General features: G+C 62.9%; 24 protein-coding genes. 6 read left to right on the forward strand and 18 right to left on the reverse strand.

Translation table 11 applies throughout. The features are described from left to right. Window positions 1-2: 2 nt before the first annotated feature. The 3 genes from B5X73_RS03375 to B5X73_RS03385 all read right to left on the reverse strand — a co-directional run bounded on the left by B5X73_RS03375 (window position 3) and on the right by B5X73_RS03385 (window position 1,571). The gene (locus B5X73_RS03375; protein ID WP_036116202.1) at window positions 3-209 is read right to left on the reverse strand and encodes a zinc-finger domain-containing protein; all 207 of its coding nucleotides are present in this window, start codon (window positions 207-209) and stop codon (window positions 3-5) included. A gap of 107 nt (window positions 210-316) precedes the next feature. Then, window positions 317-907: a YceI family protein gene (locus tag B5X73_RS03380; protein WP_079520583.1), complete on the reverse strand. Its 591-nt coding sequence runs from the start codon at window positions 905-907 to the stop codon at window positions 317-319. Between the two features lie 70 nt (window positions 908-977). Continuing rightward, entirely contained in the window at window positions 978-1,571 is a 594-nt protein-coding gene (locus B5X73_RS03385; RefSeq protein WP_079520584.1) for a malonic semialdehyde reductase, read from the reverse strand. A 98-nt stretch (window positions 1,572-1,669) separates the two neighbouring features. On the opposite strand from B5X73_RS03385, the gene B5X73_RS03390 reads away from it, so the two are divergent. Then, window positions 1,670-2,662: a mitochondrial fission ELM1 family protein gene (locus B5X73_RS03390; protein WP_254857213.1), complete on the forward strand. Its 993-nt coding sequence runs from the start codon at window positions 1,670-1,672 to the stop codon at window positions 2,660-2,662. 8 nt (window positions 2,663-2,670) lie between these two features. On the opposite strand, the gene B5X73_RS03395 is transcribed toward B5X73_RS03390, so the two are convergent. The 5 genes from B5X73_RS03395 to rpoZ all read right to left on the reverse strand — a co-directional run bounded on the left by B5X73_RS03395 (window position 2,671) and on the right by rpoZ (window position 10,556). Beyond that, window positions 2,671-5,268, reverse strand: coding sequence for a glycoside hydrolase family 31 protein (locus B5X73_RS03395; RefSeq protein WP_079520585.1), 2,598 nt, complete (start codon window positions 5,266-5,268; stop codon window positions 2,671-2,673). A 47-nt stretch (window positions 5,269-5,315) separates the two neighbouring features. Then, entirely contained in the window at window positions 5,316-7,421 is a 2,106-nt protein-coding gene (gene recG / locus B5X73_RS03400; protein ID WP_079520586.1) for an ATP-dependent DNA helicase RecG, read from the reverse strand. Window positions 7,422-7,452: 31 nt separating this feature from the next. Beyond that, window positions 7,453-7,836, reverse strand: a complete 384-nt coding sequence (locus B5X73_RS03405) for a RidA family protein (protein ID WP_036116206.1) — start codon at window positions 7,834-7,836, stop codon at window positions 7,453-7,455. Window positions 7,837-7,966: 130 nt separating this feature from the next. Continuing rightward, entirely contained in the window at window positions 7,967-10,153 is a 2,187-nt protein-coding gene (locus B5X73_RS03410) for a RelA/SpoT family protein (RefSeq protein WP_051944027.1), read from the reverse strand. Between the two features lie 112 nt (window positions 10,154-10,265). Further along, complete coding sequence (gene rpoZ / locus B5X73_RS03415; protein WP_036116209.1) at window positions 10,266-10,556, reverse strand: DNA-directed RNA polymerase subunit omega; 291 nt, start codon at window positions 10,554-10,556, stop codon at window positions 10,266-10,268. Window positions 10,557-10,741: 185 nt separating this feature from the next. Here rpoZ and B5X73_RS03420 point away from each other — a divergent pair, with 185 nt between their 5' ends. After that, window positions 10,742-11,560, forward strand: coding sequence for an MlaA family lipoprotein (locus tag B5X73_RS03420; protein ID WP_036116210.1), 819 nt, complete (start codon window positions 10,742-10,744; stop codon window positions 11,558-11,560). A gap of 111 nt (window positions 11,561-11,671) precedes the next feature. Here the strand turns inward: B5X73_RS03420 and B5X73_RS03425 are convergent, their stop codons facing one another. From B5X73_RS03425 to B5X73_RS03455, 7 genes are all read right to left on the reverse strand, one after another. Continuing rightward, window positions 11,672-11,917, reverse strand: coding sequence for an STAS domain-containing protein (locus B5X73_RS03425; protein ID WP_176167706.1), 246 nt, complete (start codon window positions 11,915-11,917; stop codon window positions 11,672-11,674). Window positions 11,918-11,964: 47 nt separating this feature from the next. Then, window positions 11,965-12,645: an MlaC/ttg2D family ABC transporter substrate-binding protein gene (locus B5X73_RS03430; protein WP_036116214.1), complete on the reverse strand. Its 681-nt coding sequence runs from the start codon at window positions 12,643-12,645 to the stop codon at window positions 11,965-11,967. Between the two features lie 21 nt (window positions 12,646-12,666). After that, a complete protein-coding gene (gene mlaD / locus B5X73_RS03435; RefSeq protein ID WP_036116215.1) occupies window positions 12,667-13,542 on the reverse strand; it encodes an outer membrane lipid asymmetry maintenance protein MlaD in 876 nt (291 codons plus the stop codon). Window positions 13,543-13,600: 58 nt separating this feature from the next. Next, complete coding sequence (gene mlaE / locus B5X73_RS03440) at window positions 13,601-14,368, reverse strand: lipid asymmetry maintenance ABC transporter permease subunit MlaE (protein ID WP_036116216.1); 768 nt, start codon at window positions 14,366-14,368, stop codon at window positions 13,601-13,603. Then, complete coding sequence (locus B5X73_RS03445; protein ID WP_036116217.1) at window positions 14,365-15,177, reverse strand: ABC transporter ATP-binding protein; 813 nt, start codon at window positions 15,175-15,177, stop codon at window positions 14,365-14,367. The genes mlaE and B5X73_RS03445 overlap by 4 nt, the downstream gene beginning before the upstream one ends. Then, complete coding sequence (gmk, locus tag B5X73_RS03450; RefSeq protein WP_036116218.1) at window positions 15,174-15,791, reverse strand: guanylate kinase; 618 nt, start codon at window positions 15,789-15,791, stop codon at window positions 15,174-15,176. Before gmk ends, B5X73_RS03445 begins: the two co-directional genes overlap by 4 nt. 94 nt (window positions 15,792-15,885) lie before the next feature. Then, window positions 15,886-16,812, reverse strand: a complete 927-nt coding sequence (locus B5X73_RS03455) for an AraC family transcriptional regulator (RefSeq protein WP_079520737.1) — start codon at window positions 16,810-16,812, stop codon at window positions 15,886-15,888. 96 nt (window positions 16,813-16,908) lie between these two features. On the opposite strand from B5X73_RS03455, the gene B5X73_RS03460 reads away from it, so the two are divergent. After that, entirely contained in the window at window positions 16,909-17,901 is a 993-nt protein-coding gene (locus B5X73_RS03460; protein WP_079520587.1) for an oxidoreductase, read from the forward strand. Window positions 17,902-18,054: 153 nt separating this feature from the next. On the opposite strand, the gene B5X73_RS20880 is transcribed toward B5X73_RS03460, so the two are convergent. Continuing rightward, entirely contained in the window at window positions 18,055-18,231 is a 177-nt protein-coding gene (locus B5X73_RS20880; RefSeq protein ID WP_176167707.1) for a hypothetical protein, read from the reverse strand. A gap of 518 nt (window positions 18,232-18,749) precedes the next feature. Between B5X73_RS20880 and B5X73_RS03470 the strand changes: the two genes are divergently transcribed. Beyond that, window positions 18,750-19,655 (forward strand): JmjC domain-containing protein, encoded by a 906-nt coding sequence (locus tag B5X73_RS03470; protein WP_079520589.1) that lies wholly within the window; start codon window positions 18,750-18,752, stop codon window positions 19,653-19,655. A gap of 8 nt (window positions 19,656-19,663) precedes the next feature. On the opposite strand, the gene B5X73_RS20885 is transcribed toward B5X73_RS03470, so the two are convergent. Continuing rightward, the gene (locus tag B5X73_RS20885; protein WP_176167708.1) at window positions 19,664-19,816 is read right to left on the reverse strand and encodes a hypothetical protein; all 153 of its coding nucleotides are present in this window, start codon (window positions 19,814-19,816) and stop codon (window positions 19,664-19,666) included. 376 nt (window positions 19,817-20,192) lie between these two features. On the opposite strand from B5X73_RS20885, the gene B5X73_RS03475 reads away from it, so the two are divergent. Then, window positions 20,193-21,335, forward strand: a complete 1,143-nt coding sequence (locus tag B5X73_RS03475; protein WP_176167709.1) for an HlyD family secretion protein — start codon at window positions 20,193-20,195, stop codon at window positions 21,333-21,335. Between the two features lie 457 nt (window positions 21,336-21,792). Next, window positions 21,793-23,445: a peptidase domain-containing ABC transporter gene (locus tag B5X73_RS03480; protein ID WP_254857214.1), complete on the forward strand. Its 1,653-nt coding sequence runs from the start codon at window positions 21,793-21,795 to the stop codon at window positions 23,443-23,445. A 23-nt stretch (window positions 23,446-23,468) separates the two neighbouring features. On the opposite strand, the gene B5X73_RS03485 is transcribed toward B5X73_RS03480, so the two are convergent. Continuing rightward, the gene (locus B5X73_RS03485; RefSeq protein WP_217699736.1) at window positions 23,469-24,797 is read right to left on the reverse strand and encodes an amidohydrolase family protein; all 1,329 of its coding nucleotides are present in this window, start codon (window positions 24,795-24,797) and stop codon (window positions 23,469-23,471) included. Window positions 24,798-24,840: the final 43 nt, after the last annotated feature.

A 24,840-nucleotide genomic window follows, 5' to 3' on the forward strand; every position in this document is an offset into this window, starting at 1 on the left:
GTTCAGTCTTTCAGGACGTAGGTCGCGCCACAGTACATGCACTTCGAGGTGCCACCGTCGTCCTCGATGGACAGGTAGACCCGCGGGTGCGAGTTCCACAGGTACATGCCCGGCATCGGGCAGGACAGCGGAAGGTCGGCCCGCGTCACTTCGTAACGGTTTTCGGCGTTCGCCGGGATCAGCGGCGCTGCCGCGGGATTGGGTCGCATGGGGAAACTCCGGGCGAAACGGTAAACCGAGACCTGCGATGGTAACAAAAAAGAAAACCCGCGCCGTTGCCGGCGCGGGTTTTTCACGGCAGTTAAAGCCGGAACGATTACTTCTTGTCAGCCGAAGCGTCGTGGCCTTCGGTCGTGATGCGGATCTTGATTTCGTCCGACACGTTCGGGACGTACGCACCGACGCCGAAGTCCGAGCGCTTGATGGTGGCGGTGGCGTCGAAGCCGATCGACTGCACCTTCATCATCGGGTGCGGGCCGACCTTGTTCAGGGTGGCGTCGAGGGTGACCGGCTTGGTCACACCATGGACGGTGAGGTCACCGGTGACCTTGAGCTTGTCCTTGCCGGCCGAGACCACCTTGGTGCTCTTGAAGGTGACGTTCGGGAACTTGGCGGCATCGAGGAAATCCGCCGACTTCAGGTGCTCGTCGAGCTTGGGCACGAAGGTGTCCAGACCGGACAGCGGCAGGGTCACTTCGACGGTGGCCTTGGTCGGTGCGGCTTCGTCGTAGACAAGGGTGCCGTCGACCTGATTGAGGTCGGCGGTCGGATTGGAGAACCCGAAGTGATTCCAGCTGAACAGGACCATGGTGTGGGTCGGGTCGAGCTTGTAGGTCACCGGGGCGGCGGCGGCGGTGCCGGCGGTGGCGAGCAGGCCGGCGAGGGCAACGTAACGGAGGGCGCGCATGGTGTTTCTCCAGCAGTGAGGTGGGTACGGCGTGTGACGGCGGGACCGGAGGGTCACCGCGGGAAAGGGGTCAGGCGATCTGGGCGGCTTCGTCGAAGTCCAGACGCGGCAGGCGGCCGAACAGATTCTTGTCCGGATCGCCGTAGCCGATATTGATGAGGAAATTGGACTTGACGTGGGTACCGGCGAAGAACTCGGCATCCACGCCCGCCTGGTCGAAACCGGACATCGGACCGCAGTCGAGCCCGAGCGCGCGGGCCGCCATGATCAGGTAGGCGCCCTGCAGCGAACCGTTGCGCGAGCCGGAGGACTGGATCATGTCTTCGTTGCCGACGAACCAGCTGCGTGCGTCCGCATGCGGGAACAGCTTGGGCAGGTGCTCGTAGAACGCGAAGTCGGTCGCGACGATGGCCGTGACCGGGGCCGACATGGTCTTCTCGGCGTTGTTCTCGGCCAGGTACGGCTTCAGACGCGCCTTGGCGTCCTGCGACTTGATGAAGATGACGCGCATCGGCGAGGAGTTGGCGGCGGTGGGGCCGAACTTCGCCAGCTCGTACAGCCGGTGGATCTGCTCGTCGGTTACTTCCTTCGGCAGCCAGGCGTTGTAGGTGCGCGCGGTGAGGAAGAGCTGGTCAAGCGATGCATCGGACAACGGAGCGCTCATGGATATCCTTGTACAGTGATGGAACGCCGGAGGCCCGGCATCCCGACAGTGTAAGCGTCGCGACGCCCTGTGTGGACCGGTCGGACAAGGAACGAACTGTGCCGAATTCGACAACAATCATCGATCGTGACCTTTGCTGGGTCGTGACCGACGGCGCGGCCGGCAACCGCCGCCAGGCGCTGGCACTGGCCGAAGCCCTGACGCCGACGATCCGCGAGATCACCATCGAGCTGCGCGCCCCGTGGTCGTGGGCGGCCCCGCGCCTGCTGCCGGGCGCGCGTCTGGCGCTTGGGCCGACCAACCAGAACCTGCTGCCGCCATGGCCTTCGCTGGTCATCGGCTGCGGACGCACGGCCGCCTGGGCGACCCGGCAGATCCGCCGCTGGTCGGCAGGCCGCACGCTGTCGGTGCAGTTGCTCGATCCCCGGCTGGATCCGCGACACTGGGACCTGGTGATCGCGCCGAAGCACGATGAGCTGACCGGCGACAACGTGCTCCGTCCGATCGGGTCGCTGCATCCCATCGATGACGCCTGGCTCGCCGACGGGCGCGAGGCGTTTGCCGGCCTGGCCGACCTACCCGGCCCGCGTCTGGGGGTGCTGGTCGGCGGCGACCGGCGTGGCGCGCCGCTCGACGGCAAGGCGGCCGATGCCTTCGTCTCCGCCGTTCGCCGGCGACTTGCGACGGATGGCGGCTCGGTCATGGTCGCCGCCTCGCGACGCACGCCGCCTGCGCTCCTGCCGGTGCTTCGCGACGCCTTCGCCGACTGGCCGGGCGTGATCTGGACGGGCAGCGCCGACGGCCCCAATCCGTATCCCGGCATCCTGGCGTGGGCCGACCGTCTCGTGGTCACACCCGACTCGGTCAATATGTTGTGCGAGGCCTGCGCCACCGGGGCGCCGGTGCATACCGTCGTGACGACGCCGCTGGATGCGAAGCTGGGGCGGTTTCATGCCGAGCTGCGAGCGGCGGGACGGCTGCATGACATCGATGCGGTGACACCGGAGCGGCAGGCACCGCTGCGGGAGACGGCGACGATCGCGGACGAGGTACGCAAGCACCTCGGACTGCCTGCATCCCCGGCCCGATAGTCCCCGTCCTACGGCCTGGGTTTCAGCCGCGCCCGGAACCCTGCCTTCAGCTCGTCCGACATCGGCGCGGCGGCGAGTATCGCGTCGAGCTTCGCTACCCGGTTGCGGAAGGCCGCCACTTCGTCCCTGAACCGGTCGGGATGGTAGTCGATCAGCAGGTCCGCCTGCGCCGCCGCCGAAAGCTCGTCGGGGATACCGCCGAAGTCCTCCCAGTGCCCCTTCAGCCAGGCCACCGCATCGCGCACATCGCGCATCTGTCCGACCAGACCGTCGACATCGGGTGCATCGGTGGGCCACGTCACGTCGACCACCTGCGGATGGGCGAAGTCGTGCTCCGGCAGCGTCACATGCAGCGTCAGGTCGCGTCCGGTGAGCCGCCAGGTGCCGGGCTTGTCGTCATCCGCCCGCGGAAGCGCCACGCCGTCCACCGTCACCTTCGATGGCATCGCGACGGCGACGAAGGCCACGGACCACGTCCGTGACGTCGGCATGCCGGGATACGTACCGTTGCGCGCCGCGATTTTCAGGCGTACGCCCTGCTTCGTCCGCTCGGTCGCCAGAGCCGTGCGAGCGAACGCCGTGCCCCGGTAGGCTTCGTCGTCGCCCGCGTCTTCGTACAGCGTGGCCGACTGATTGCCGCCCGGGTAGACGAGCAAGGTCCGCGCACCCGTGTCGTGGGACACGCTCACCGTCGTATTCGTATTGGTCGGCACGATGGCGCCGGCACGCGCAAAGACCGGTACCTCATCGAGTCGGTAACGGCCCGCGAGCGCACGCTCACCATGCAACGAGCGACCGCGGGTCGTGTCGAACCAGTCGCCTCTCGGCAACCAGGTCTCCTGACTGGCGAAACCGTCGCTGCCCGCGGCGGCCGTTACCGGATCCACCAGCAGATCGTCGCCGAACATGTATTCGGCGCCGCTCGCGTAGGACCGGTCGTCTTCCGGCCATGCGTAGTACAGCGGCCTGACCAGCGACACGCCCGTGTCGAACGCCTTGCGACCCATCGTGTAGGTGTAAGGGAGCAAGCGGTAACGTGTCAGCACCGTGTCGCGCAGGGCGTCGAATTCCGCGGGCGCGAACCGCCAGGGCTCCTTGCGCAGGTTCGGGTTCTTCGTGGTGTGGGTGCGCATGATCGGGCTGTACGCACCGAACTGCATCCAGCGCACGTAGAGTTCCGGATCGACACGGCGCGTCTTCGGATCGCTTTCGTCTCGGAAGGTGTGACCGCCGAGGTCGTGGCTCCAGTAGCCATAAAGCACGTTGGACGCGGTCGACGTGAAGCGCGGCTGGAATGCCAGCGAACCCCACGAAATGATCGAGTCACCCGAGAAGCCGATCTGGTAGCGGTGGTTTCCCAGCCCGCCCCAGCGGTGATAGATCAACGCACGCTTGTCGCTGCTCTGCTGCATGTGGGTGAAGAACACATGGTTGAGCCACCAGGTGTTGCTCAGTCCCGGCATGGCTTTCGATTCGCGCCACTGCTGCCAGTCCAGCCACCAGAAGCTCACGCCCATCGCCTGCAGGGGATCGAGTACCGTGCTGAAGAGTGCCGCCATGTAGCTCGCATCCGCGGCTTCAAAAGGCAGCGGATGGGCGGGGTCGGCTTTCATCGCGTCCATGAAACGGCCGTACGCATCCTCGTGAGGAAGCATGCCCGAGGCGGGGTGCAGGTTCAGCGTGATCCTCAGGCCCTGGTCGCCTAGCCAGCGGAGCAACCGTTGCGGATCGGGAAACAGGCTGCGGTTCCAGGAGAAGCCCGTCCAGCCGGGCGTCTGACCCGCGATGTCCCGCTTGTCCGAACCGGAGGCGAGGCCTGGCGTCGTGTGCCAGTCCATATCGATCACGAGGACATCCAGCGGAATGCCGTAGCGCGCGAAGTCCGCCGCCACGTCGCGGATCTCGCTGTCACTGTAATTCCAGTAACGCGACCACCAGTAACCGAAGGCATAGCGCGGCGGCAACGGCTCGCGGCCGGCGATTTTCGTGAAATCACCCAGCGCGGCGACGTAGTCGTGGCCGTAGCCGAAGAACGTCCAGTCGGTGCATGCCTGGCAGGCGCGACGGTGCACCCACGGCAGCTTCTCATCGCCAAAGACGAAGCTTCCCGTGTCGTCGACGACGTGCCAGCCGTCGCGTGAGAGCAAGCCGTCGCCGAGATCCAGCGGCGTGTTGTCGGACGCATGACGGTCGCCATCGACCTGATCGAGCGTGCGCGCCGTACCGCCGAGATTTCGTGTTTCCTTCAGGCCGGGGTGCCAGGCGATGGCCGGCTTGAGCTGCTTCGATTCGACCGTCAGGTTGTCGGCACCGAACGGGCCGGAACCCTCTTTGTAGCGCAGCGTCAGCAAGTCGGTGCGAATGACGAGCCAGCCCTTTTCATGGGAGACCTTCGCGGGAACGTCGCCTGCGTTACCGCGTGTTGCGAAGACCAGCGAAGGCGCGTCCTCGAACTGTTTCGAGGGCGAATATTCCATGCGAATGACGCGGGGCGTCAGGACCGTGAAGCGAGCCTCGCCGCTGGTGACGGGATCGGCGTGCGCCGATGACGATGCGACGGCGACAACAAACGTCGCGAACGCGACGGCAGCCCGGATCACTCTCATGCACCCTGCCTCCCCTTAAAGGAAGCTCCGACTCTAGCATGAGTCCGTCAGGCGTCGACGTAACGCGCCGCGTCGCCGACCCAGCGTGCGATGAGCCTCTCACAACGCGCGGGATGATCTTTCATCATGGCTTCGGCGACCCGCTGCACTTCGGGCATGAGATGACCGTCACGGGTGAGGTCGGCTATGCGGAACTGCAGCTGGCCCGTCTGACGCGTGCCCAGTACTTCACCGGGGCCACGCAGTTCCAGATCCTTTTCGGCGATGCGAAACCCGTCGTTGGTCTCACGCATCACCTGTAGTCGCTCTTTCGCCAGACGCGACAGCGGTGTCTGATAGAGCAGCACGCAATTGGATGCGATGGCGCCACGACCCACGCGCCCGCGCAGCTGATGCAGCTGGGCGAGACCGAGGCGCTCACTGTTCTCGATGACCATGAGGCTGGCGTTGGGCACGTCGACGCCCACCTCGATGACGGTGGTGGCGACCAGCACGGCAAGTTCGCCGGCCTTGAACGCATCCATCACCGCCTGTTTCTCCTTCGGCTTCATGCGTCCATGAATCAGCCCCACGGCCAGATCGGGAAGGCCCGTCGTCAGCTCCGCGTGCGCCACCTCGGCGGCTTGCGCGTTCAGCTGCTCGGACTCTTCGATCAACGTGCAGACCCAGTAGACCTGCCTGCCCTGCATGCAGGCCGCATGGATCCGCTCCATGACCTCGTAGCGACGCTCGTTCGAGATGGCGACAGTCTGCACCGGCGTGCGTCCGGGTGGCAGTTCGTCGATGGACGAGACGTCGAGATCGGCGTACGCGCTCATCGCCAGCGTGCGCGGGATCGGTGTGGCGGTAAGTACGAGCTGGTGCGGAATGAGCGAGCCTTCGGCGCCCTTGTCGCGCAGAGCGAGCCGCTGATGCACACCGAAGCGGTGCTGCTCGTCGACGATCACCAGGCCGAGCTTCCTGAACGCGACGCCTTCCTGCATCAGCGCGTGCGTGCCGACCACGACATGCGCGTGACCCTCCGCCGCGCGTGACAGCGCGCTCTTGCGCGCCTTGCCCTGCACCTTGCCGGCCATCCATTCCACTTCGAGACCCAGGGGCTCCAGCCATGCACGAAAGTTACGCAGATGCTGCTCGGCAAGCAGTTCGGTCGGAGCCATCAAGGCGACCTGGTAACCGCTCTCGACAGCGGCGACCGCGGCCAGCGCGGCAACGACCGTCTTGCCGCTGCCGACATCGCCCTGCACGAGTCGCAGCATGGGATGGGCACGCGACAGGTCGCGTGCGACTTCCTTCGACACGCGCGTCTGCGCACGGGTCAGCGCGAACGGAAGCGCGGCGAGCAGACGATCCTTCAGTGTGCCGGCGCTTTTCAGCGCGGGCGCCTTGCGTTCTTTCACCGCCGCACGCATGCGGCGCAACGTCAGGTGCTGGGTCAGCAACTCCTCGAAGGCGAGCCGCTGTTGCGCCGGATGCCGCCCCTCCTCCAACTGCCGCAGATCGACATCCGTAGGCGGGCGATGCACGTAGGACAGCGCGTCGCGCAGCGACGTCAGCCCCGCCGGCCGGCCGATCTCCTCCGGAATCAGTTCCAGACGATCGTCGGTCGGCAGGTGCGCCAGCGCACGGGCGATGACGCTGGCGAGGCGACGCGGCCCGAGTCCTTCCGTCGTCGGATACACCGGGGTCAGCCGCTCGTCCATGAGGACGGGTTCGTCGGTCTCGATGCGCTGGTACTGCGGATGGACGATCTCCAGTCCTTGCGGGCCCTGGCGCACTTCACCGAAGCATAGCAGGCGCGCGCCTTTCGGCAGCTGATCGACCTGCGACTTGCGAAAGTGGAAGAAGCGCAGCAACAACGGACGACCGGAGTCGTCGCCGATGATCACCTTGAGTTGCGGACGAAAGCGAAAGCCGCGCTCGACATGCTCGACGACACCCTCGACCTGCGCGCGATCGCCCGGGCGCAGATCGGCGATCGGCACGACCGTGGTGCGGTCCTCGTAACGCAAAGGCAGATGGAACCAGAGATCCTGCACTTCGCGAAGGCCGAGCTTGCGCAAGGTCTCGGCAAGCGCCGGCCCGACGCCGCCGAGCGATGTCAGCGGTGCACGCCCGGGGTCCGCCACCGGAACGGCAGCGGTGATCGGCATTGCGCGACGGGCCACGGGAACGACAGCGCCCTTACGGCAGGACGAGGATCGCGTCGACTTCGACCGTTGCCGCCTTGGGCAGCGCCGAGACCTGGATCGTCGAACGCGCCGGGTACGGCTGCTGGAAGTATTCGGCCATGACGGCGTTCACCGCGGCGAAGTCGCCCAGATCGGTGACGTAGATGCCCACGCGGACGATGTCGGCCAGCTTGCCGCCCGCGGCTTCCGCCACCGCGACCAGGTTGTCGAAGACGCGACGCGTCTGCACGGTGATGTCGCCCTCGACGAGATTGCCGGTGGCCGGGTCGAGCGGAATCTGTCCTGAGAAATACACCGTGTTGCCGGCGCGCACGGCCTGCGAGTACGGGCCGATGGCCGACGGAGCCTTATCGGTGGCGATGGTGCTGCGGGTCATGGATACATCCTCGATGAATTCACAGCAGTCTATCTACGCCGCGCCACGCTAGCTACCTGAAGCCACGGGCAGGAGCGCGCAGCGTGCGAAAGCTCACCCACGGTGAGCCGATCGCGCGCAGGGCGCGCTCCTACAAGGGGTGGCGGTATACGCCGCTGACTACGCCCGTGCGCCTGACCCGACGCATCACGTCGGCAAGATGCTTGCGTCCCTTGACCTCGATGGCGAAGAGCAGCGTGGCGGCCGTGCTATCGCGCTCGATGTATTCGACGTTCTCGATGTTCGAGCTCGCGTCGGCGATGGCCGCGGCCACCGTGGCGAGGACGCCGGGACGATTGAGCACCTCGATGCGCAGTTCGGCACGGTAGTCGCCCGACACGTCGCGATCCCACTCGATGGCCACGATGCGCTCGGGCGTCTTGCGGAACTCCGGCACGTTCGGGCATTCCACCCGGTGCACGACGATACCCTTGCCCGAGGAAAGGAAACCGATGATTTCGTCGCCCGGCAAAGGATGACAGCAATTGCCGAAGCTGAGCACGCCGCGCTCGGCGCCGCTGATGCGGATCTTCTCCGCGCTGTGCTGCTGCTCCGACGACGCCGACGGCTCGCCCTTGCCCGGTCCGAGCAGAGCGACCAGCTGCGTGGCGACCTGGTCGGCAAACCGGTTACCCAGCGCGATCTCGGACAGGAGTTCTTCCAGGCGTTTGAGCTTGGCGTCTTCGAGGAAACGATCCAGCGTAGCGGCGGGCACCGAATCGAGGCTCATGCCGCGCGCGTCGAGCGCGCGATCCAGCATGCGGTGACCGAAGTCCACGGCATCCTCGTGCTGCAGATGCTTGAGGTACTGACGAATGGCCGTGCGCGCCTTGCCCGTGACCACCGCTTCCAGCCATGCGGGATTGGGTACCGCCGACGGCGCCGTGATGATCTCGACCTGCTGGCCGGAAATCAGGCGCGTGCGCAGCGGCACGAGTTTCTTGTCCACACGCGCCGCGACGGCATGGTCGCCCACGTCCGTATGCACGGCGTAAGCGAAATCCAGCGCGGTCGCGTTTCGCGGCAGCGAGAAAATCTCGCCGCGCGGGGTAAACAGGTAGACCTCGTCCGGGAACAGGTCGATCTTGACGTTTTCCAGGAACTCGGAGGCCGACGGGGTGTTGGCCTGGCTGTCCGCCAGCGCGGACAGCCACTCACGGGCGCGCGCCTGGGCACTGTTGGCCGGACCGGAATCGGACTTGTACGCCCAGTGGGCCGCGACGCCGCGCTCCGCGACCGATTCCATCTCCGAGGTACGGATCTGGATCTCGATCGGCGCCCCGAAGGGTCCGAGCAGCACGGTGTGCAACGACTGGTAGCCATTGCCCTTGGGAATGGCGATGAAGTCCTTGAAGCGACCGTCGACCGGCTTGTACAGCCCATGCACGGCACCCAGCGCCATGTAGCAGTGCATGGCGTTGTCGGTGATGACGCGGAAGCCGTAGACGTCCATCAGCTGCGCAAACGACTTGTGGTCGCCGCGCATCTTGGAATAGATGCTCCATGCCGACTTGATCCGGCTGACCGCACGACCGGGGATCTTCTCGGCGGCAAGCCGACCTTCGAGGGCCATCTCGATCTTGGCCATCGCTTCGCGACGATTACCGAGCGCGGCGCGGATGCGCTCGCCGATGATGCGGTGGCGATCCGGGTAGAGCGCCTTGAAGCCGAGGTCCTGCAGTTCGGCCTTGAACTTGTTCATGCCGAGGCGCTGCGCGATGGGCGCGTAGATCTCGAGCGTTTCGCGCGCGATACGGCGGCGCGAGGTCGCGTCCTTGGCGCCCAGCGTACGCATGTTGTGCAGGCGGTCAGACAGCTTGATCAGGATGACCCGCAGGTCGCGCGCCATGGCCAGGAGCATCTTGCGGAAGCTTTCCGCATCGGCTTCCTGGCGACTGGAAAAGCGCATCTTGTCGAGCTTGGTGACGCCGTCGACCAGCTCCGCCACGGTCTCGCCAAATTCGCCGGCGAGCTCTTCGCGGGCAAGCCGGGTGTCTTCGAGGGTGTCGTGCAGGATCGCGGCGATGATGGTCTCGGCGTCGAGACCCAGCTCCGCCAGGACGTGGGCCACGGCCACGGGGTGCGTGATGTACGGCTCACCCGACTTTCGCGTCTGGCCCTCGTGCGCGGCGGCGCCGATGAGAAACGCGCGGCGTATGCGCATGACCTGGTCGTGCGGCAGGTAAGCGCCCACGCGCTCTTCCAGCGCCTGCACATAGGGAGGCACCGGGCCATCATCGACCACGTCGGTCAGTTTTTTGGCGGGAATGACTTCCATGGGAGAACCTTACACCGTCAGCCGGTGCAGCCTCCCGCGCGCGGCGTCAGCAGCCGCGCGTCAACGTGCGCAACGTTCAGATGAGTGCTGGGCCGACAGCGACCCGGCATCATCAATCATCCCCACCCTTCGAGAGGTCGTCGTCCACTTCCGTGGCGGCCCACTCGAGGGCTTCGCGCTCGGCGCGCTCGCGGGCGGCGCGGTCGATCTCGTCGATCATTTCGTCGTTGACGCGACGATCGGCGATTTCACGCAGGGCGAGCACGGTCGGCTTGTCGTTGCCCGGATCGAGCGTGGGTTCGGCACCCTTGGACAGCTGGCGGGCGCGCTTGGTCGCCATGAGCACGAGCTCAAAGCGGTTGTCGACTACCTCGAGGCAGTCTTCGACAGTAATACGGGCCATTTCAAATCCTTGACAATAAAGACACTTCTGACTGTGCAGTTTAGCGGTCAGCCCCGTTGGCTGGCAATGAGGTGAGGGGTATCATGTGCGGTTCTGACCAGGACGGACGGGCATTAGTGCAAATAATAAAACCAGGCGGTACACTATCCCATCGCCCCACCCCCAAAGTCACTCCGATGCGCCCCATGAACCTCCCCCGGATCGTCCGTAATGCCGTCGGCCTGGCCGCGCTGGCGCTGTTGGCCGCGTGCCACATCGCCCCGCCGCGAAACGACGATCCGAATGAAAAGTTCAACCGGAAGGTCTACGCCTTCAACGACAAGCTGGACAAGGCCATCATCCGGCCGGTGGCTGTCGGCTATCGTAAGATCACCACCCCGCCGGTGCGGACGGCCGTCAGCGACTTCTACACGAACATCCGGCTGCCGATCACCATCGGCAACCAGCTGCTCCAGGCCCGTCCGAAGCAGGCGGTCATTACGACCGGCCGCTTCGTGGTCAACCTGACCATCGGCTTCCTGGGCTTCAAGGATCCGGCCAGCATGCTCGGCATGCCGCTGTACGACAGCGATTTTGGCGTGACCCTGGCCCGCTGGGGCGTCCCCGAGGGCGACTACCTGGTCGTGCCGTTCGTCGGTCCAAGCACGGTGCGCGACATCTGGCGTCTGCCGGTCGACAGTTACTTCTTCGATCCGCTGAGCTACCTGTCGCGTAACCACGACTTCAAGGCCGGCCAGTACTACGCCCCGTCGGTGCTCTATCTCATTACCCTGCGCGCCCGCGCCATCGACGCGGAAAGCTTCCTGGCCTCGGCCTACGATCCTTACGTGTTCCTGCGCGACGCGTACCGCCAGCAGCGGCTGAGCCAGATCTACGACGGCAACCCGCCGGCGGAAGCGATCGAACAGCTGCAGGGCCTCGACCAGGACAAGGACTTCGATCCCGAAAAGCTCCTGGACGAACAGCACAAGTGGGAAAACCAGAACGGGCAGCAGCCCAACTGATGAAAAGGGCCCCTCGGGGCCTTTTTTTTTGCCTGGACCCTTATGGAACGGGCGGGCCCGGCTACGAAAAAAGCCCCGAAGGGCCTGTCTCAGCTCGACATAACCACGACATCACAACAACTCGTCGACGCCCGACACCCGCGCCAGCGCCTGCAGCCCCTCGGGAACACGAGCGACCTTGATGGCCCTGCGCTGGGCCCGCGCATGCGCCAGCAACGCCAGCACCGTGGCCAGCCCGGCGCTGTCGGCGTGCGACAGGCCACCGAGATCCAGCACCGTCTGCTTGCCGCGGTCCAGCTCGGCGCGGGCCGAGTGGAGGGCGTCGGCGGCCGTGGCGAACGTAAGGTCACCGGACACCGCGAGGGTGTCCGGCGCCGGGGTCGTCAGCGAGAACGACGCGTCGCTCACTTGTTCGCGCCGCCCGTGTCCTGCTTCATTTCCTCGATCGCGCCGGCACCCTTCTGCTCCAGGTCGGCGGTCAGCTTGTCGAGACCTTCCTTCTTGATCTCGGCATCCACCTGATTGCGATAGTTGGTGATGTACGAGATGCCTTCGATGACAACATCGTAGGCCTTCCAGTCGCCGGTGGTCTTGCTCTGGCGGAACACGTAGTTGACCGAGACGGTCTTGCCGTCGTCGAGCACGACCTGGGTCTGGACCAGGGTGCGCGACTTGTTCAGGTCGCCGTTGAACGGCAGCACCTTGACCCGGCCGCGCGTGTAGTTGAGCAGGCCCTCGGCGTAACGGTGCGTGATCGAGTTGTAGAACGCCTTGGCGAAACGCTCGCGCTGCTGCGGCGAGGCTTCCTTGGCGTGCTGACCCAGCACCAGGATCGACGCGTAATCGATATCGAAATGCGGCAGGAAGGTGTCGTCGATGACGGCGATCAGCTTTTCCTTATCGTTCTTGAGCTCGGCCTGGTGCCCTTCGATGGCCTTGGCCAGGTCGTCGGAAATGGTCTGGACGACCTGCTGGGGACCCTGCTGCTGGCCGGCCGACGCCGGAGCGGCATCCTGGGCGAGCACGGGGGCGGCAACGACCGTACCGATGGCAAGGGCGATGGCGAGGGAAATCTGACGCAGCATGCGATATCTCCTGAGCCGGCCTTACTTCTTGCCGGCGTTGTCGGGTTGGTTGCCGCCCGGGGCGGAACCGTTCTTGTTGTCGCTCGGCGAACCGTTCACAAGGAACTTGCCGATCAGATCTTCCAGCTGGAGCGCCGACTGCGTGAGCACCAGCTCATCGCCGTCAGCCAGGTATTCCGGCGAGCCGCCGGGCTGGATCGCAACATACTGGCTACCGATCAAACCGCTTGTGAACACCGCGGCGGCCGAGTCGTCAGGTATCTGGGAGTAACGCTTGTCGATCGCAAGGGTCACGGTCGCTTCCGACGAACCGGGCTTGACCACCACCGATTCGACGCTGCCGATCGGCACACCGGCCAGCTTGACCGCGGCACCGGGCTGCAGGCCGCCGATGTTGGTGAAGTTGCCCGTCACGTGGAAGGTGCCACCCAGACGGTCGGGGGCGCTGCCGCCGCCGAAGAACTTGCCGATCATCTCTTCCAGCTGCTGAGCCGGACGGGTGAAGGCGAGCTCACCGCCCGCCTTGACCGGCGTCTTCGACTGGCCGAACTGCAGGCCGACGTACTGGTCGCCGAGCAGGCCGCTGGTGTAGATCGTGGCCACGGAGTCATCGGGAATGTCCTTGTGGCTGTCGTCGATCGACAGGGTGACTTTCGCCTCCTCCTTGCCCGGGACCAGGTCGATCGCGTCGACCGAGCCGACACGCACGCCGGCAACCTTCACCGGGGCGCGGACCTTGAGCTGTCCGACATTGACGAAGCGCGTGGTCACCTCATAGGCGGAACCGCGATGCGAATTGGCCACCGACGTGGTCTGCGTGGCGAGGTAGGCCAACGCGGCGAAACCGAGCACGATGAACAGGCCGGTGCCGACGGCATAGGAAGGTCTCTGGCTCACGGCACGATCCTCGAATGGGAGATAGGGGAAAGAATGGTCATGGCGGGTCTCCGGTGCCTCAGATCAGGAACGAGGTGAGGACGAAGTCCAGCGCCAGGATGGCGATGGACGAAGCGACCACCGTGCGCGTCGTCGCGTATGCGACGCCCTCGCTGGTGGGCGGCGTGGTGTAGCCCTGGAACACCGCGATCAGCGAGACCACGATGCCGAAGGCAAACGATTTGAGCAGGACGCCGTCGATGATGTCCTTGTGGACGTCGACCGACGCGGTCATGTTCGACCAGAAGGTGCCGTTGTCGATGCCCAGCCAGGTCACGCCGACCAGATGGCCGCCGAACACACCCATGGCGCAGAACACGACGGCCAGCAGCGGCAGCGCGACCACGCCTGCGAGGAAACGCGGCGCCACCACATAGGCGACCGGATCCACCGCCATCATTTCCATGGCGTCGAGCTGATCGGTCGCGCGCATCAGGCCGATCTCGGCGGTCACCGAGGTGCCGGCGCGACCGGCGAAGAGCAACGCGGTGACGACGGGACCGAGCTCGCGGTAGATCGCGATGGCGACGACCGTACCGGTGGCCGAGGTGCCTCCGAAGATCGACAGCACGTCGTACAGCTGCAGGCCGAGCACCATGCCGACGAACAGACCGCAGGTCATCACGATCGTCAGGCTCATCGCGCCGACGAACCAGATCTGCCGCAGCGTCTCACTGAAGTAGCGGAAGCTGCGCGGCACCGCACCGAGGATATTGATGAGGAACAGGCCACACGCGCCGATCTGCGCGAGGCTGCGGATGACGACATTGTCGTCCCGGGTGGTCATGCCTTGCCTCCGGGGAAACCGAGCGCGGTGGCGTAATCGCCCGCGGGATACTGGAAAGGAACGGGACCGTCGATCTCACCGCCGAAGAACTGCGCCGTCCACGGCGAGCCATCGGTGGCCAGACTGGCGGGATCACCCTGCGCCACGACCTTGCCGTTGGCGATCAGGTAGACGTGGTCGGCCACCTTCTGCACGGCGGCGAGCTCGTGCGCGACGAGCACGCTGGTGATACCTAGCGTCTGGTTGAGCGTGCGAATCAGCAGCAGCACCTGGTTGAGCGCGATCGGATCGAGGCCGACAAAGGGCTCGTCGTAGAGGATCAGCGCCGGATCGAACACGATGGCCCGGGCCAGCGCCACGCGACGGGCCATGCCGCCGGATAGCTCCGTCGGCTCGAGCTTCGCCGCACCGCGCAGGCCCACCGCCTCGAGCTTGTTCAGCACGATGTTGCGGATGAGTTCCTCGGGCAGCTTCGTGTGCTGGCGCAGCGGAAAAGCCACGTTCTCGAAGACGTCGAAGTCCGTGAGCAGCGCGGAATTCTGGAATAGATAACCGATGCGTTCGCGCAGCTCGAACAGCTTCTCGCGCGACAACGAGGGAACGTTGTTGCCATCGACCTCGACCGTACCGGCATCGCCACGCATCTGCCCAGTGATGTGTTTGAGCAGGGTGGTCTTGCCGGTACCGCTGGGCCCCATGATGGCGGTGACCTTGCCACGCGGAATATCGAGATCCAGGGAATCGAAAATCGTCTTGCCGTTGAGTACGGTCGTCAGTCCGCGAATGCGGACGATGGCGTCGTCGGTCATGGGGCCAGCAGCTCCTCGATCAGCGTTTCGTGGCGGCGCGCCGACATGGGCGTGCGCTGGCGGACGGCGCGGACGATCGCCTGAAGGTCCGCCAGGGCGTCCTCGAAACGATCGTTGACGATGATGTAGTCGAACTCGTGGGCATGAGCGATCTCCTCGCGCGAGTTGAACAGGCGGCGTTCAATCACCTCGGGCGCGTCCGAACCTCGACCGCGCAGGCGGCGTTCGAGTTCCGTGCGGGACGGAGGAAGGATGAAAACTGACACGCAATCGGGCTTGCCCTTACGCACCTGACGCGCGCCCTGCCAATCGATCTCGAGCAGGACGTCAGAGCCGACCTTCAGCTTCTCCTCGACCACGGTGCGCGAGGTGCCGTAGAGGTTGCCATGTACTTCGGCGTGCTCGAGGAAGATGCCCTCGGCTATCTCGTTCTCGAAGTCCGGACGCTCCACGAAGAAATAATGGCGGCCGTACTGCTCACCCACGCGCGGCGGACGCGTCGTGTGCGAAATCGACAGGGAGATATCCGGCTCGCGCTCGAGCAACGCGTTGACCAGCGTGGATTTACCCGCACCCGAAGGCGCGGCCACCACGAACAGGGTGCCTTCGATCATCCGCGGGCTTCTCGTAGGGGGTTCATGGACATTCCCTGCCGGGCAAAACGCAATTGTAGCGAAATTCTGCACGGACCCGGCTTTCGCGGGCACTTCAGCCCCCGTACCGGCTCGGCGAGATACCGACCACCCGCTTGAACGCGTGGCTGAAAGCGCTTTCGGAGGCGTAGCCCAGATCGCGTGCCAGCGCCGCGACCGGCACGCCGCCACGACGTAGCGCGTGCTCAGCCAGACGCATCCGCCAGCGGGTGAGGTAAGCGAGCGGCGCCACCCCCGCGACGACCTTGAACTGCGTCGCGAAGACGGTTCGGGACATGGCGGCGGCCCGGGCCAGCTGGTCGAGGCGCCAGGCGCGGCCCGGCTCGCCGTGCATCATCTTCAACACAGGCCCAAGGCGAGGATCCGCGGCGGCGCGCAGCCAGCCCGCGGGCAATTCGCCGCCCTTGTCCAGATGAGAACGCAACACGTGGACGAACAGCAGATAGGCCAGCTGCGTCGTTACCATCCCTGAGCCCGGGCGGTCTACGTCGCATTCCTCGACCAGACGATCGAGCACCCAGCGCATGACCTGGGCCTCATCGGAATCGCCGCGGACGTGGATCAGGGGCGGGAACGCCTCGTTGAGCATAGACGCGTAAGCGGGATTGATCCGCACATGGCCACCGAGATGCAGAGTCACGTCCTGGCCGCCCTCGCGGGGACTCCCGCCCAGCGCCCGGATCTCAGGGCGCGTCATGCCGGCGAAGAGGGATGACGCCTCGATCGGCGGCTGATCCGGATCGCTGGCCATGATGAAGCCTCGTGCCGCCGTCAGGAGGACGACATCGCCCTCCTCCATCCGCAGCGCGGCCTCTTCGCCATCCATGCGCAGCCAGCAGGCGCCGTGGACGGCGGCGAAGAACTTGATGCGGTCCGGCGGTGGAAAACGGACCGCCCACGCGCCGCTGGCGGAGAATCCGCCCGACATCAAGGATTCGACGTCGGCCAACCGAAGGACCTGGGAAATGGGATCGTCGTTCATTCCCGAACGATTGAGCATGCATGAGGGATTTTCAAGCATTCATCGTTCGACTTCGTACCCCTATCTTTGCTGGGAGACCCCACAGGATCCCATCCCATGTCGACCCCGCAGAGCCCCATGGCTACTGGATTTACCGCCGCCTCCACCGCCGACGACGTGCTGGCCGGCATCGACCTCACCGGCAAGACCGCCATCGTCACCGGCGGCTACTCCGGCATAGGCACCGAGACCAGCCGGGCCCTCCGTGCCGCCGGCGCCTGCGTTATCGTCCCCGCACGGGACCTCGCCAAGGCACGAAAGGCACTGGACGGCCTGGACATCGTCACCGAGCCCATGGACCTGGCCGATCCGGAGTCCATCGACGCTTTCGCCGCTCGCTTCGTCGCACGAGGCGAACCGCTGCATATCCTCATCGACAGCGCCGGCGTCATGGCCTGTCCACTGGAAAGGGATACGCGTGGCTACGAACGCCAGTTCGCGACCAATCACCTCGGTCATTTCCAGCTCGCCATGCGGCTATGGCCCGCACTCGCAGCGGCAGGCGGTGCGCGCGTGGTGTCACTGTCGTCTCGCGGCCATCGACTCGCGGGCATCGATCTCGACGACCCGCACTTTGAGCGCCGCGCGTACGATCCGTGGATCGCCTACGGTCAGTCAAAGACCGCCAACGCACTATTTGCGGTTGCACTCGACGCCCGTGGTAAAGCACATGGCGTCCGCGCCTTCTCGGTGCATCCGGGGGCAATCGTCACCGATCTTGCGCGCTACATGAGCGAAGACGATCTCCGCGCCCGTGGCGCCATCGACGAGGAAGGCCGGCCGGCCGTGGACCTTGCGCGTGGCATGAAAAATGTGGCGCAGGGCGCGGCGACCAGCGTGTGGTGCGCGACGTGTCCGCAACTCGACGGCATGGGTGGCGTCTACTGCGAGGACGTCAATGTGTCGCCCGTCATGCCGCCCGTCGATGACGAACTCGCCCTGGGCTTCCAGGCGGTTGGCGTGCGTCCCTGGGCGGTCGATGTTGAAGCCGCCGAACGACTGTGGACACTCAGCGAAACGCAGACGAACGTGAGATTTCCCGCGTACTGACAGGGCATTCAGTTGCGCCGGTGAAAGTATCCGGCGCAACTGTCAATTGCAGTTCGACACCGTGTATGTGCACGAGAGGGACGACGTGAGCCGCCATAACTGGTCGCCCGGTTATTACGCACGCAACGACGAGACCCTCTCGCACTACGCGCATTACCTCGATGAGATCGCCACCGGCATTCCCGAGCGCTTGTAAACCACCCCGCCCTTCATGACGAACGCCACGTTCGCCAGCGCGCCGATATCCGTCGTCGGGTCACCTTGTACCGCGATGATGTCGGCGTCCAGGCCGGGCTTGAGCTGACCGATGCGATCCTGCTGACGCAGCACGCGCGCATCGATGGAGGTTGGCGAGCGGTCGCTCGAACGCGTCGCTTTTGTAGGTTCCCAGCGCCAAGAGTTGAAGGTTTCGTCTCGACTACTCAAGAGTCTATTGTCTGGATCTTCGCCCCTCAGTACGTTTCACCACCGTACACGCACAGGGGAAAGAATGAAGTACCGAAGCCTCACAATCTATCTGGCCGAGATCGCGGTCGCAGGAGCGATTGTATCCCTCCCAGAAACCAGGGCGAGCGCTCCGATTGTCTTTGGCATCGCGTTCCACGTGAGCACGAGCCTACTCATCGCACCCCTGCTCGCGATTGTCGCGAGACACATCGCGATCGACCCCAAAGCGGAGTGCCTTCGAACCAAGTATCAAGCAGCCACCGCCGCAGTCGGCGGACTACTGGCTGTGTGTATTTCACTGAACTGCGCGAAGTGCACAACGCTAGTCACGGGGATCTTCATCGAATGCATCCATTGCACTTTGAGGCTCCCGCGAAAACACCGTCGTACGCAAAAAACGAATGAAATATGAGAAAAAGATGATCGATTTTGGCATATCAAGCAACGAATTCCGGTCCCAGTATCACGAAAAGAAGCCCTTTCTTGTTCGATCTGCGATTAAGACGATGCCAGACACAACCGCCGAGATTTGCCAAGCCCTTTGCGCGAGCGAACACTCCGACGGCAGGGTAAACGTCTTCCTCAAAGGCCTACTAATACCGTATGGAATGTTCACCGAGACATACCAAGACGTGTCCGAATGTAGAAGCATCGTATCTATCCAGCGGATCGAAGAATACCTCGAGCAGGGGGCGACAGTCGCAATCAATCGGATCGACCGAAATACTGAATACGCGAAGCAGCTGTGCGACCAGATCAAGATGTTCTCCAGGGAAGTCTCGACCGCCAATTGCTACGTAGCTACTTCGGGTGAAGGCTCCTTCGGTGCGCACTGGGACACACACGACGTAATCGCTGCGCAAATCGACGGAAGTAAACGATGGCAGCTTTGGTCGCCAACTCACCCGCTTCCTGCACCAAATCAACGCAGCAAGGCAAGACGAGGTGAAATTACCAACGCTCCGGAACTCGACATCGAACTTCATAAGGGGGACGCACTGTACGTGCCGAGAGGCTGGTGGCACTTCGCGAGTCCAATCGACGGAAAGAGAACAGTTCATTACGCGGTGGGCCTTCACACACCGATGGTTACCGACTACATCTCATGGCTCACAGAAACCGTGCTACTCGAACACGCCGAGCTTCGGAGCGCGTTCGCAAGAATGGCGCAAAAAGATGGACATCTAGGCGAGTGCCTCGAATTGACCAGATCAATCGCTATGAGAGCGGAGAACATTGAAGCGTTTAAGGATCGTCACGAAGCCTTGTTAAAAAAACGCGAGCGCACATTTCAAAAACCACTCTAGTCACGGAGTCACACATCTTGAGAATTCTCAGCCAGAACGAAATCCTGCGGGTAGCCGGCGCCGAAAATAGCCTGATAACGACCCACCTGGGCAACGGCAGTCTCCGGGTAGTTCCACTCGACAATGGAACCGTAAATATTGACATGACTGTGTTCGGCCATACGACAACTTGGAATAGTGGCGTCGCGGTCGCATGTCAGACATTTGGAGCGGGCTCGGGTCTAATGTCCCTTGCATTCACGGGAGGCAGCGGCGCGGGCCTCGCCTGGGTAGCATTCGCCGCAGCTGCAGGATGTCAGGCGACGGTCAAGTACTCTGGAAACATGCCTGTGAGTCCAACGGACGATGGCGACGCATAGGACAATGCTTCCTAGCAGCAACGACGATGATAAGGGCGCCCTATTCCGAAGTGGTCCAGGCGAGATCAGGCGTAGCCGCCTTACCTACTCCGACCCGTACATCGAACGGCCAAGGAAGCGCCTAACTGCCTCCGTAATCATATGCTTCACTGTGGTTTCGTTTGGCGGCTTCATAGCTATGTCCTCTTACACACAAACGACTAGCGTATACGGGCACGTCACCGGAAATGATGGAATAACGCGATTAAAGGCTCACCAAGCCGGCGTTGTCGCGAAAGTAAAAGTCAAAGAAGGCGAAAAGGTTTCAAAGGGGGATCTACTTTTCGAAATCACAGCTGACCGAGAACTTGGCAGCAAATCTTCACTGGCGTCGAAAATATCTGGAGAAATTGGCCGCCGACTAGCAGCTTCTGAAACCGAGATGCGAGCAAACGATGCACTTGCCGACCTTGCAGACCGCGAAATAAAAGCCAAATCAGTCTGGATGAAAAAGGACCTCAGTCGGCGGCGCGAGGAACTGGCGCTAATGCATGAATCCATCGGAGTAAGCGAAAATCTTCTCTCCAGACTCAGATCAGCAGCTGACGAACACCTGATTCCACGTGAGCAAGTCGATGCGAGAAAGCTTGACCTTAATGATCGTCACGCGAAGTACCTACTCGCTCGACGGGATGTGCTGCGCGCGGAACACGAGCTGAGCGTGACCGAAATCGAACTATCTCGACGGAGGCATCAAAGCGAAGCGGATAAAGCTGAGTCCGCTCGACTGGCCTCTACACTACGCCAGGAATCAGCCGAACAAAGTTCTAGAGCTGCTGACCTCATCACCGCGCCGCATGATGGCATCGTCACATCAATCACTGCTGCACTTGGCCAATCCGTCGATTCTTCGTCGACTCTGAGCCTGCTCTCACACCTGAGTGATCCGACCGTCCTCCATCTGTATGTTCCAGGCTCCGCCATCAACCACGTATCGGTGGGCGATACTGCGGTCATCGAATATGAATCAATGAACGCGCGAAAGTACGGAACGGCGACCGCGACAATAACGTCTGTTCCGAGGCTCCCTATGAGCGCGGGTGAACTTACGACCATTACGGGGGGAAGCCCGACAAGCGACCCGTCCCAAACCGGCAGCCTGTTCTTCGACGTCTCAGCAATACCAACGAATGTCGCGAAAGCGGCTGGAGGAATCGGATCGGTCCCCCATGGCGTGAAAATCAAAGGAATTCTCGCCATGAGGACGAGGAAGATCTACGAATGGATGCTCGAACCCCTGATCATTGCCAAAGGACGCCAGGAAGCGCATGGAAGCGAATGAAAATATAAGCTGGCGCAGACCAAAAAACCGACGAGTCAAGGCAATTCTCCAAGCCCAGGACGGCGAGTGCGGGTTAGCTTGCCTAGCGATGGTCGTCTCCTATTTGGGAATAGGATCCACGCTTTCCGAATTGCGCTCAAGATTTCGCACGTCAGCGCGCGGAAGCACGCTTCATCAGCTAATTAGCCACGCCGAGAAACTCGGATGCGAGACGAGAGCAGTACGCTTAGAGCCCGAAGAGCTGCACAGATTATCGCATCCTGCAATTCTTCACTGGGAGATGGGACACTACATAGTCCTCGAGTCCGTTCACAGCAACCATATCGTCGCTTGCGATCCCGCTCGGGGCAGACGAAAGATCTCTAGTACGCAAGTTTCCGCCAGCTTTACGGGAGTGGCGCTGGAGATATGGAGCAAGCCGCCTCTACAAGTTAGAGGCGACGGGTCAAAGTCAAAAATGAGCGCACTGCGTAGCCTGAGCGGGGCTTGGACGACGCTTAGTCAGCTGCTTGCTCTTACGGCAGTTCTTGAAATCCTTGGCCTGACCTCGCCGCTTCTAACTCAGTGGCTGGTCGACGAGACCGGCGGACCCGGCGGGATAGACCAAGTGTTCACCATGGGTTTAGCGTTTCTCGTACTTCAGATAGTGCAACACGGTGTTACGTATCTCCGCACCTCAATTGCTCACTACTTCGGATGCGATCTGGCGCTCACGCGAAAGACCGGATTTTTGGGCCAGATGCTGGCCTTACCTCAGTCGTTCTTTGAAATGCGGAGTGTCGGCGACGTAGCAGCCAAGTTCGCATCAGTTGACGCAATCCAGCAGTCGTTGCTGAGCGCTGTTGGAACCTTTGCTATTGACGGCGCCGTTGCAATCGCCTGCCTTGGCATCATGCTCTTCTACCACTCGGATCTTGCGGCAATATCTCTCTGCTCAATAGCGTGCATTGCCATCTTGCGCGCAGTCTTCTTCTTTCGACTTAGAGATCTCTCTTCCGATCAAATTGAGCACAGTGCGCGGTCGCAGACACACCTTATAGAGACCCTTCGTGGCGTGCGAGTGATTCAACTTTTTGGCAAGCAGAAGGATCGGAAGAAGGCTTGGCACAACCTACTTATCACACAATACAACTCAATGTACCGAGCAATGAGAATCCGGAGCAACGTAGCCCAACTGTGTGCACTAATAAGTAGCTTTGAGTGTATATCCGTCCTATGCTTCGGCGCCGCATCAGTAATATCCGGCGCATGGTCCACGGGTGCCCTTATGGCGTATGCCGCTTACAGGACAACCTTCTCCAGCAGAGCATCACTGCTTCTCGATAAAATCCTTGACCTGGTAATGCTCCGACTGCACTTTGACCGGCTAGAAGATGTCATCGATGGAACAAAGGGCGAATCGGTCGCGAAACGTCAAGAAGTCACTGTGTTTGATGCAAGCGAGGGAATACATCTCAATGCTTTGACGTTTCGCTACGCGCATGGCGAGAATACAATCTTGCGGGGTGCTAGTCTTTCGATTGGTGAAGGGGAGTGCATCGCTTTCGTCGGAGCATCTGGCTGCGGCAAGACCACCCTCATAAAGATACTTCTCGGCACGCTTCAGCCAACGCGAGGCGACGTCTACATCGGCGGCCAATCCGGGGATAGCCTAATGTCGCTATCGAGGCTGGGTTTGGTCGCCGCCGTTATGCAGGATGACAGTCTCTTCGCCGGAAGCATTGAAGAGAACATTCATTGTTTTGATTCCGATGCCGACCTATCACAGGTTACGGCTAGTGCCGTTGCAGCCAGAATTCATGACGAGATCATGGCAATGCCTATGGGGTACATGACGTTGGTTGGTGATATGGGGAGCACACTCTCCGGCGGCCAGCGTCAGCGCATTGCGTTAGCGCGAGCACTTTACAGGCGGCCAAAGCTTCTTATCCTCGACGAGGCCACCAGTCACCTTGACGTCGCCAATGAGAAACTGATTGGGGAGGCCATTCGCGAGCTTCGTATCACGCGCATCCTGGTTGCCCACCGACCCGAGACTATCGCGTCGGCTGACCGGGTCATTGAGATAAGGAATGGTGAGTTGATTGAGATACGACCGAAACAACTCTAGGGATTCAGACCTAGCGGCTCTACTCAGCGATTAGCAATTCCTACATCAGTAGCTGAGAGCATTCCCGAGCGCTTGTAAACCACCCCGCCCTTCATGACGAACGCCACGTTCGCCAGCACGCCGATATCCGTCGTCGGGTCACCCTGCACCGCGATGATGTCGGCGTCCAGGCCCGGCCTGAGCTGGCCGATGCGATCCTGCTGACGCAGCACGTTCGCGTCGATAGCGGTGGCGGCCAGCAATGCCTTCGCAGGTGACATACCGTCGCGCACCATCCACTCCAGTTCCTTGTAGTTCTGCCCATGGGTGAAGACACCCACGTCGCTGCCATTACCTATCGTCACACCCGCATCCATCGCCAGCTTGAATGCCCTCGCCGCCCTCTGCATCGATTCCGTCGGCGGGCGGCCCGGCTTCCAGCCACCGAAATATTCCGACGTCGCGGCGCTGGCCTCGAGCGTCGGCATGAAAGCGACACCGTGCTTCTTCATCAGCGCGAAGACTTCGGGCGTGCCTTCGTAGCCGTGCTCGATCGTATCGACGCCCGCCATGACGGAACGACGCATGCCTTCGGCCGTGGTCGAGTGGACGGCAACGGGCAGGCCCATGGCGTGAGCGGCATCCACGGCGGCCTTCAGCTCTTCTTCGGTGAACGTCGGCATCGAGCCCTTCGCCTTGCCGCAGTGATAGTCCGCGTAGAGCTTGATCCAGTCCGCTCCGTGGGCGGCCTGGTCGCGCACGGCATCGAGCATCTGCGCCGTGCCGCTGACCGGAATCGCGCCCTGCGGCAGGTCCATGTCGTCGCGAAAGCCCAGCGGGCCCGGGCCGTAGCAGTGCGCGGCGATCGTGGCTCGCGTGGCCACATACAGATGGGGGCCCGGGATAACGCCCTTATCGATCGCGTGCTGCACGTCGACATCGGCGTAGCCGGCGCCTTCGGTGCCGAGGTCTCGTAGCGCCGTGAAGCCGGCCATCAAGGTGTCGCGCGCGTGCTGCACAGCTTCGATCGTGCGGAAGGGCAAGGTTTCCTTGAGTACCTGGTCGTTCCAGGAGGTCTCGTTGTACGGGTGCAGGAAGATGTGCGAATGCGCGTCGATGAGTCCAGGCAGCAGCGTCGTGCCGGGTAGATCGATGGTCTGCGTGCCGACGGGGACGGTGACGTCGTTTGGTGCGCCGACCGCCAGGATGCGCTCGCCCTGCACCAGCACGACCCAGCCAGGGTGAGCAGACTCGCTGCGAGCGTCGAAAACGCGGTCGGCTTTAAGCAGCCATGTCGCCTGCGATTCGGTTTGCGCCGACGATGGCTTAGCTTCCTCGGCAACCGCCACCGCACCGATCAGCAAACCAGTCACACACGCGAGGCCCACTCGCGACCAGACAGACCGTGCCATAGAT

It is taken from the genome of Luteibacter sp. 22Crub2.1 (assembly GCF_900167995.1).
Lineage (GTDB): Bacteria > Pseudomonadota > Gammaproteobacteria > Xanthomonadales > Rhodanobacteraceae > Luteibacter > Luteibacter mycovicinus.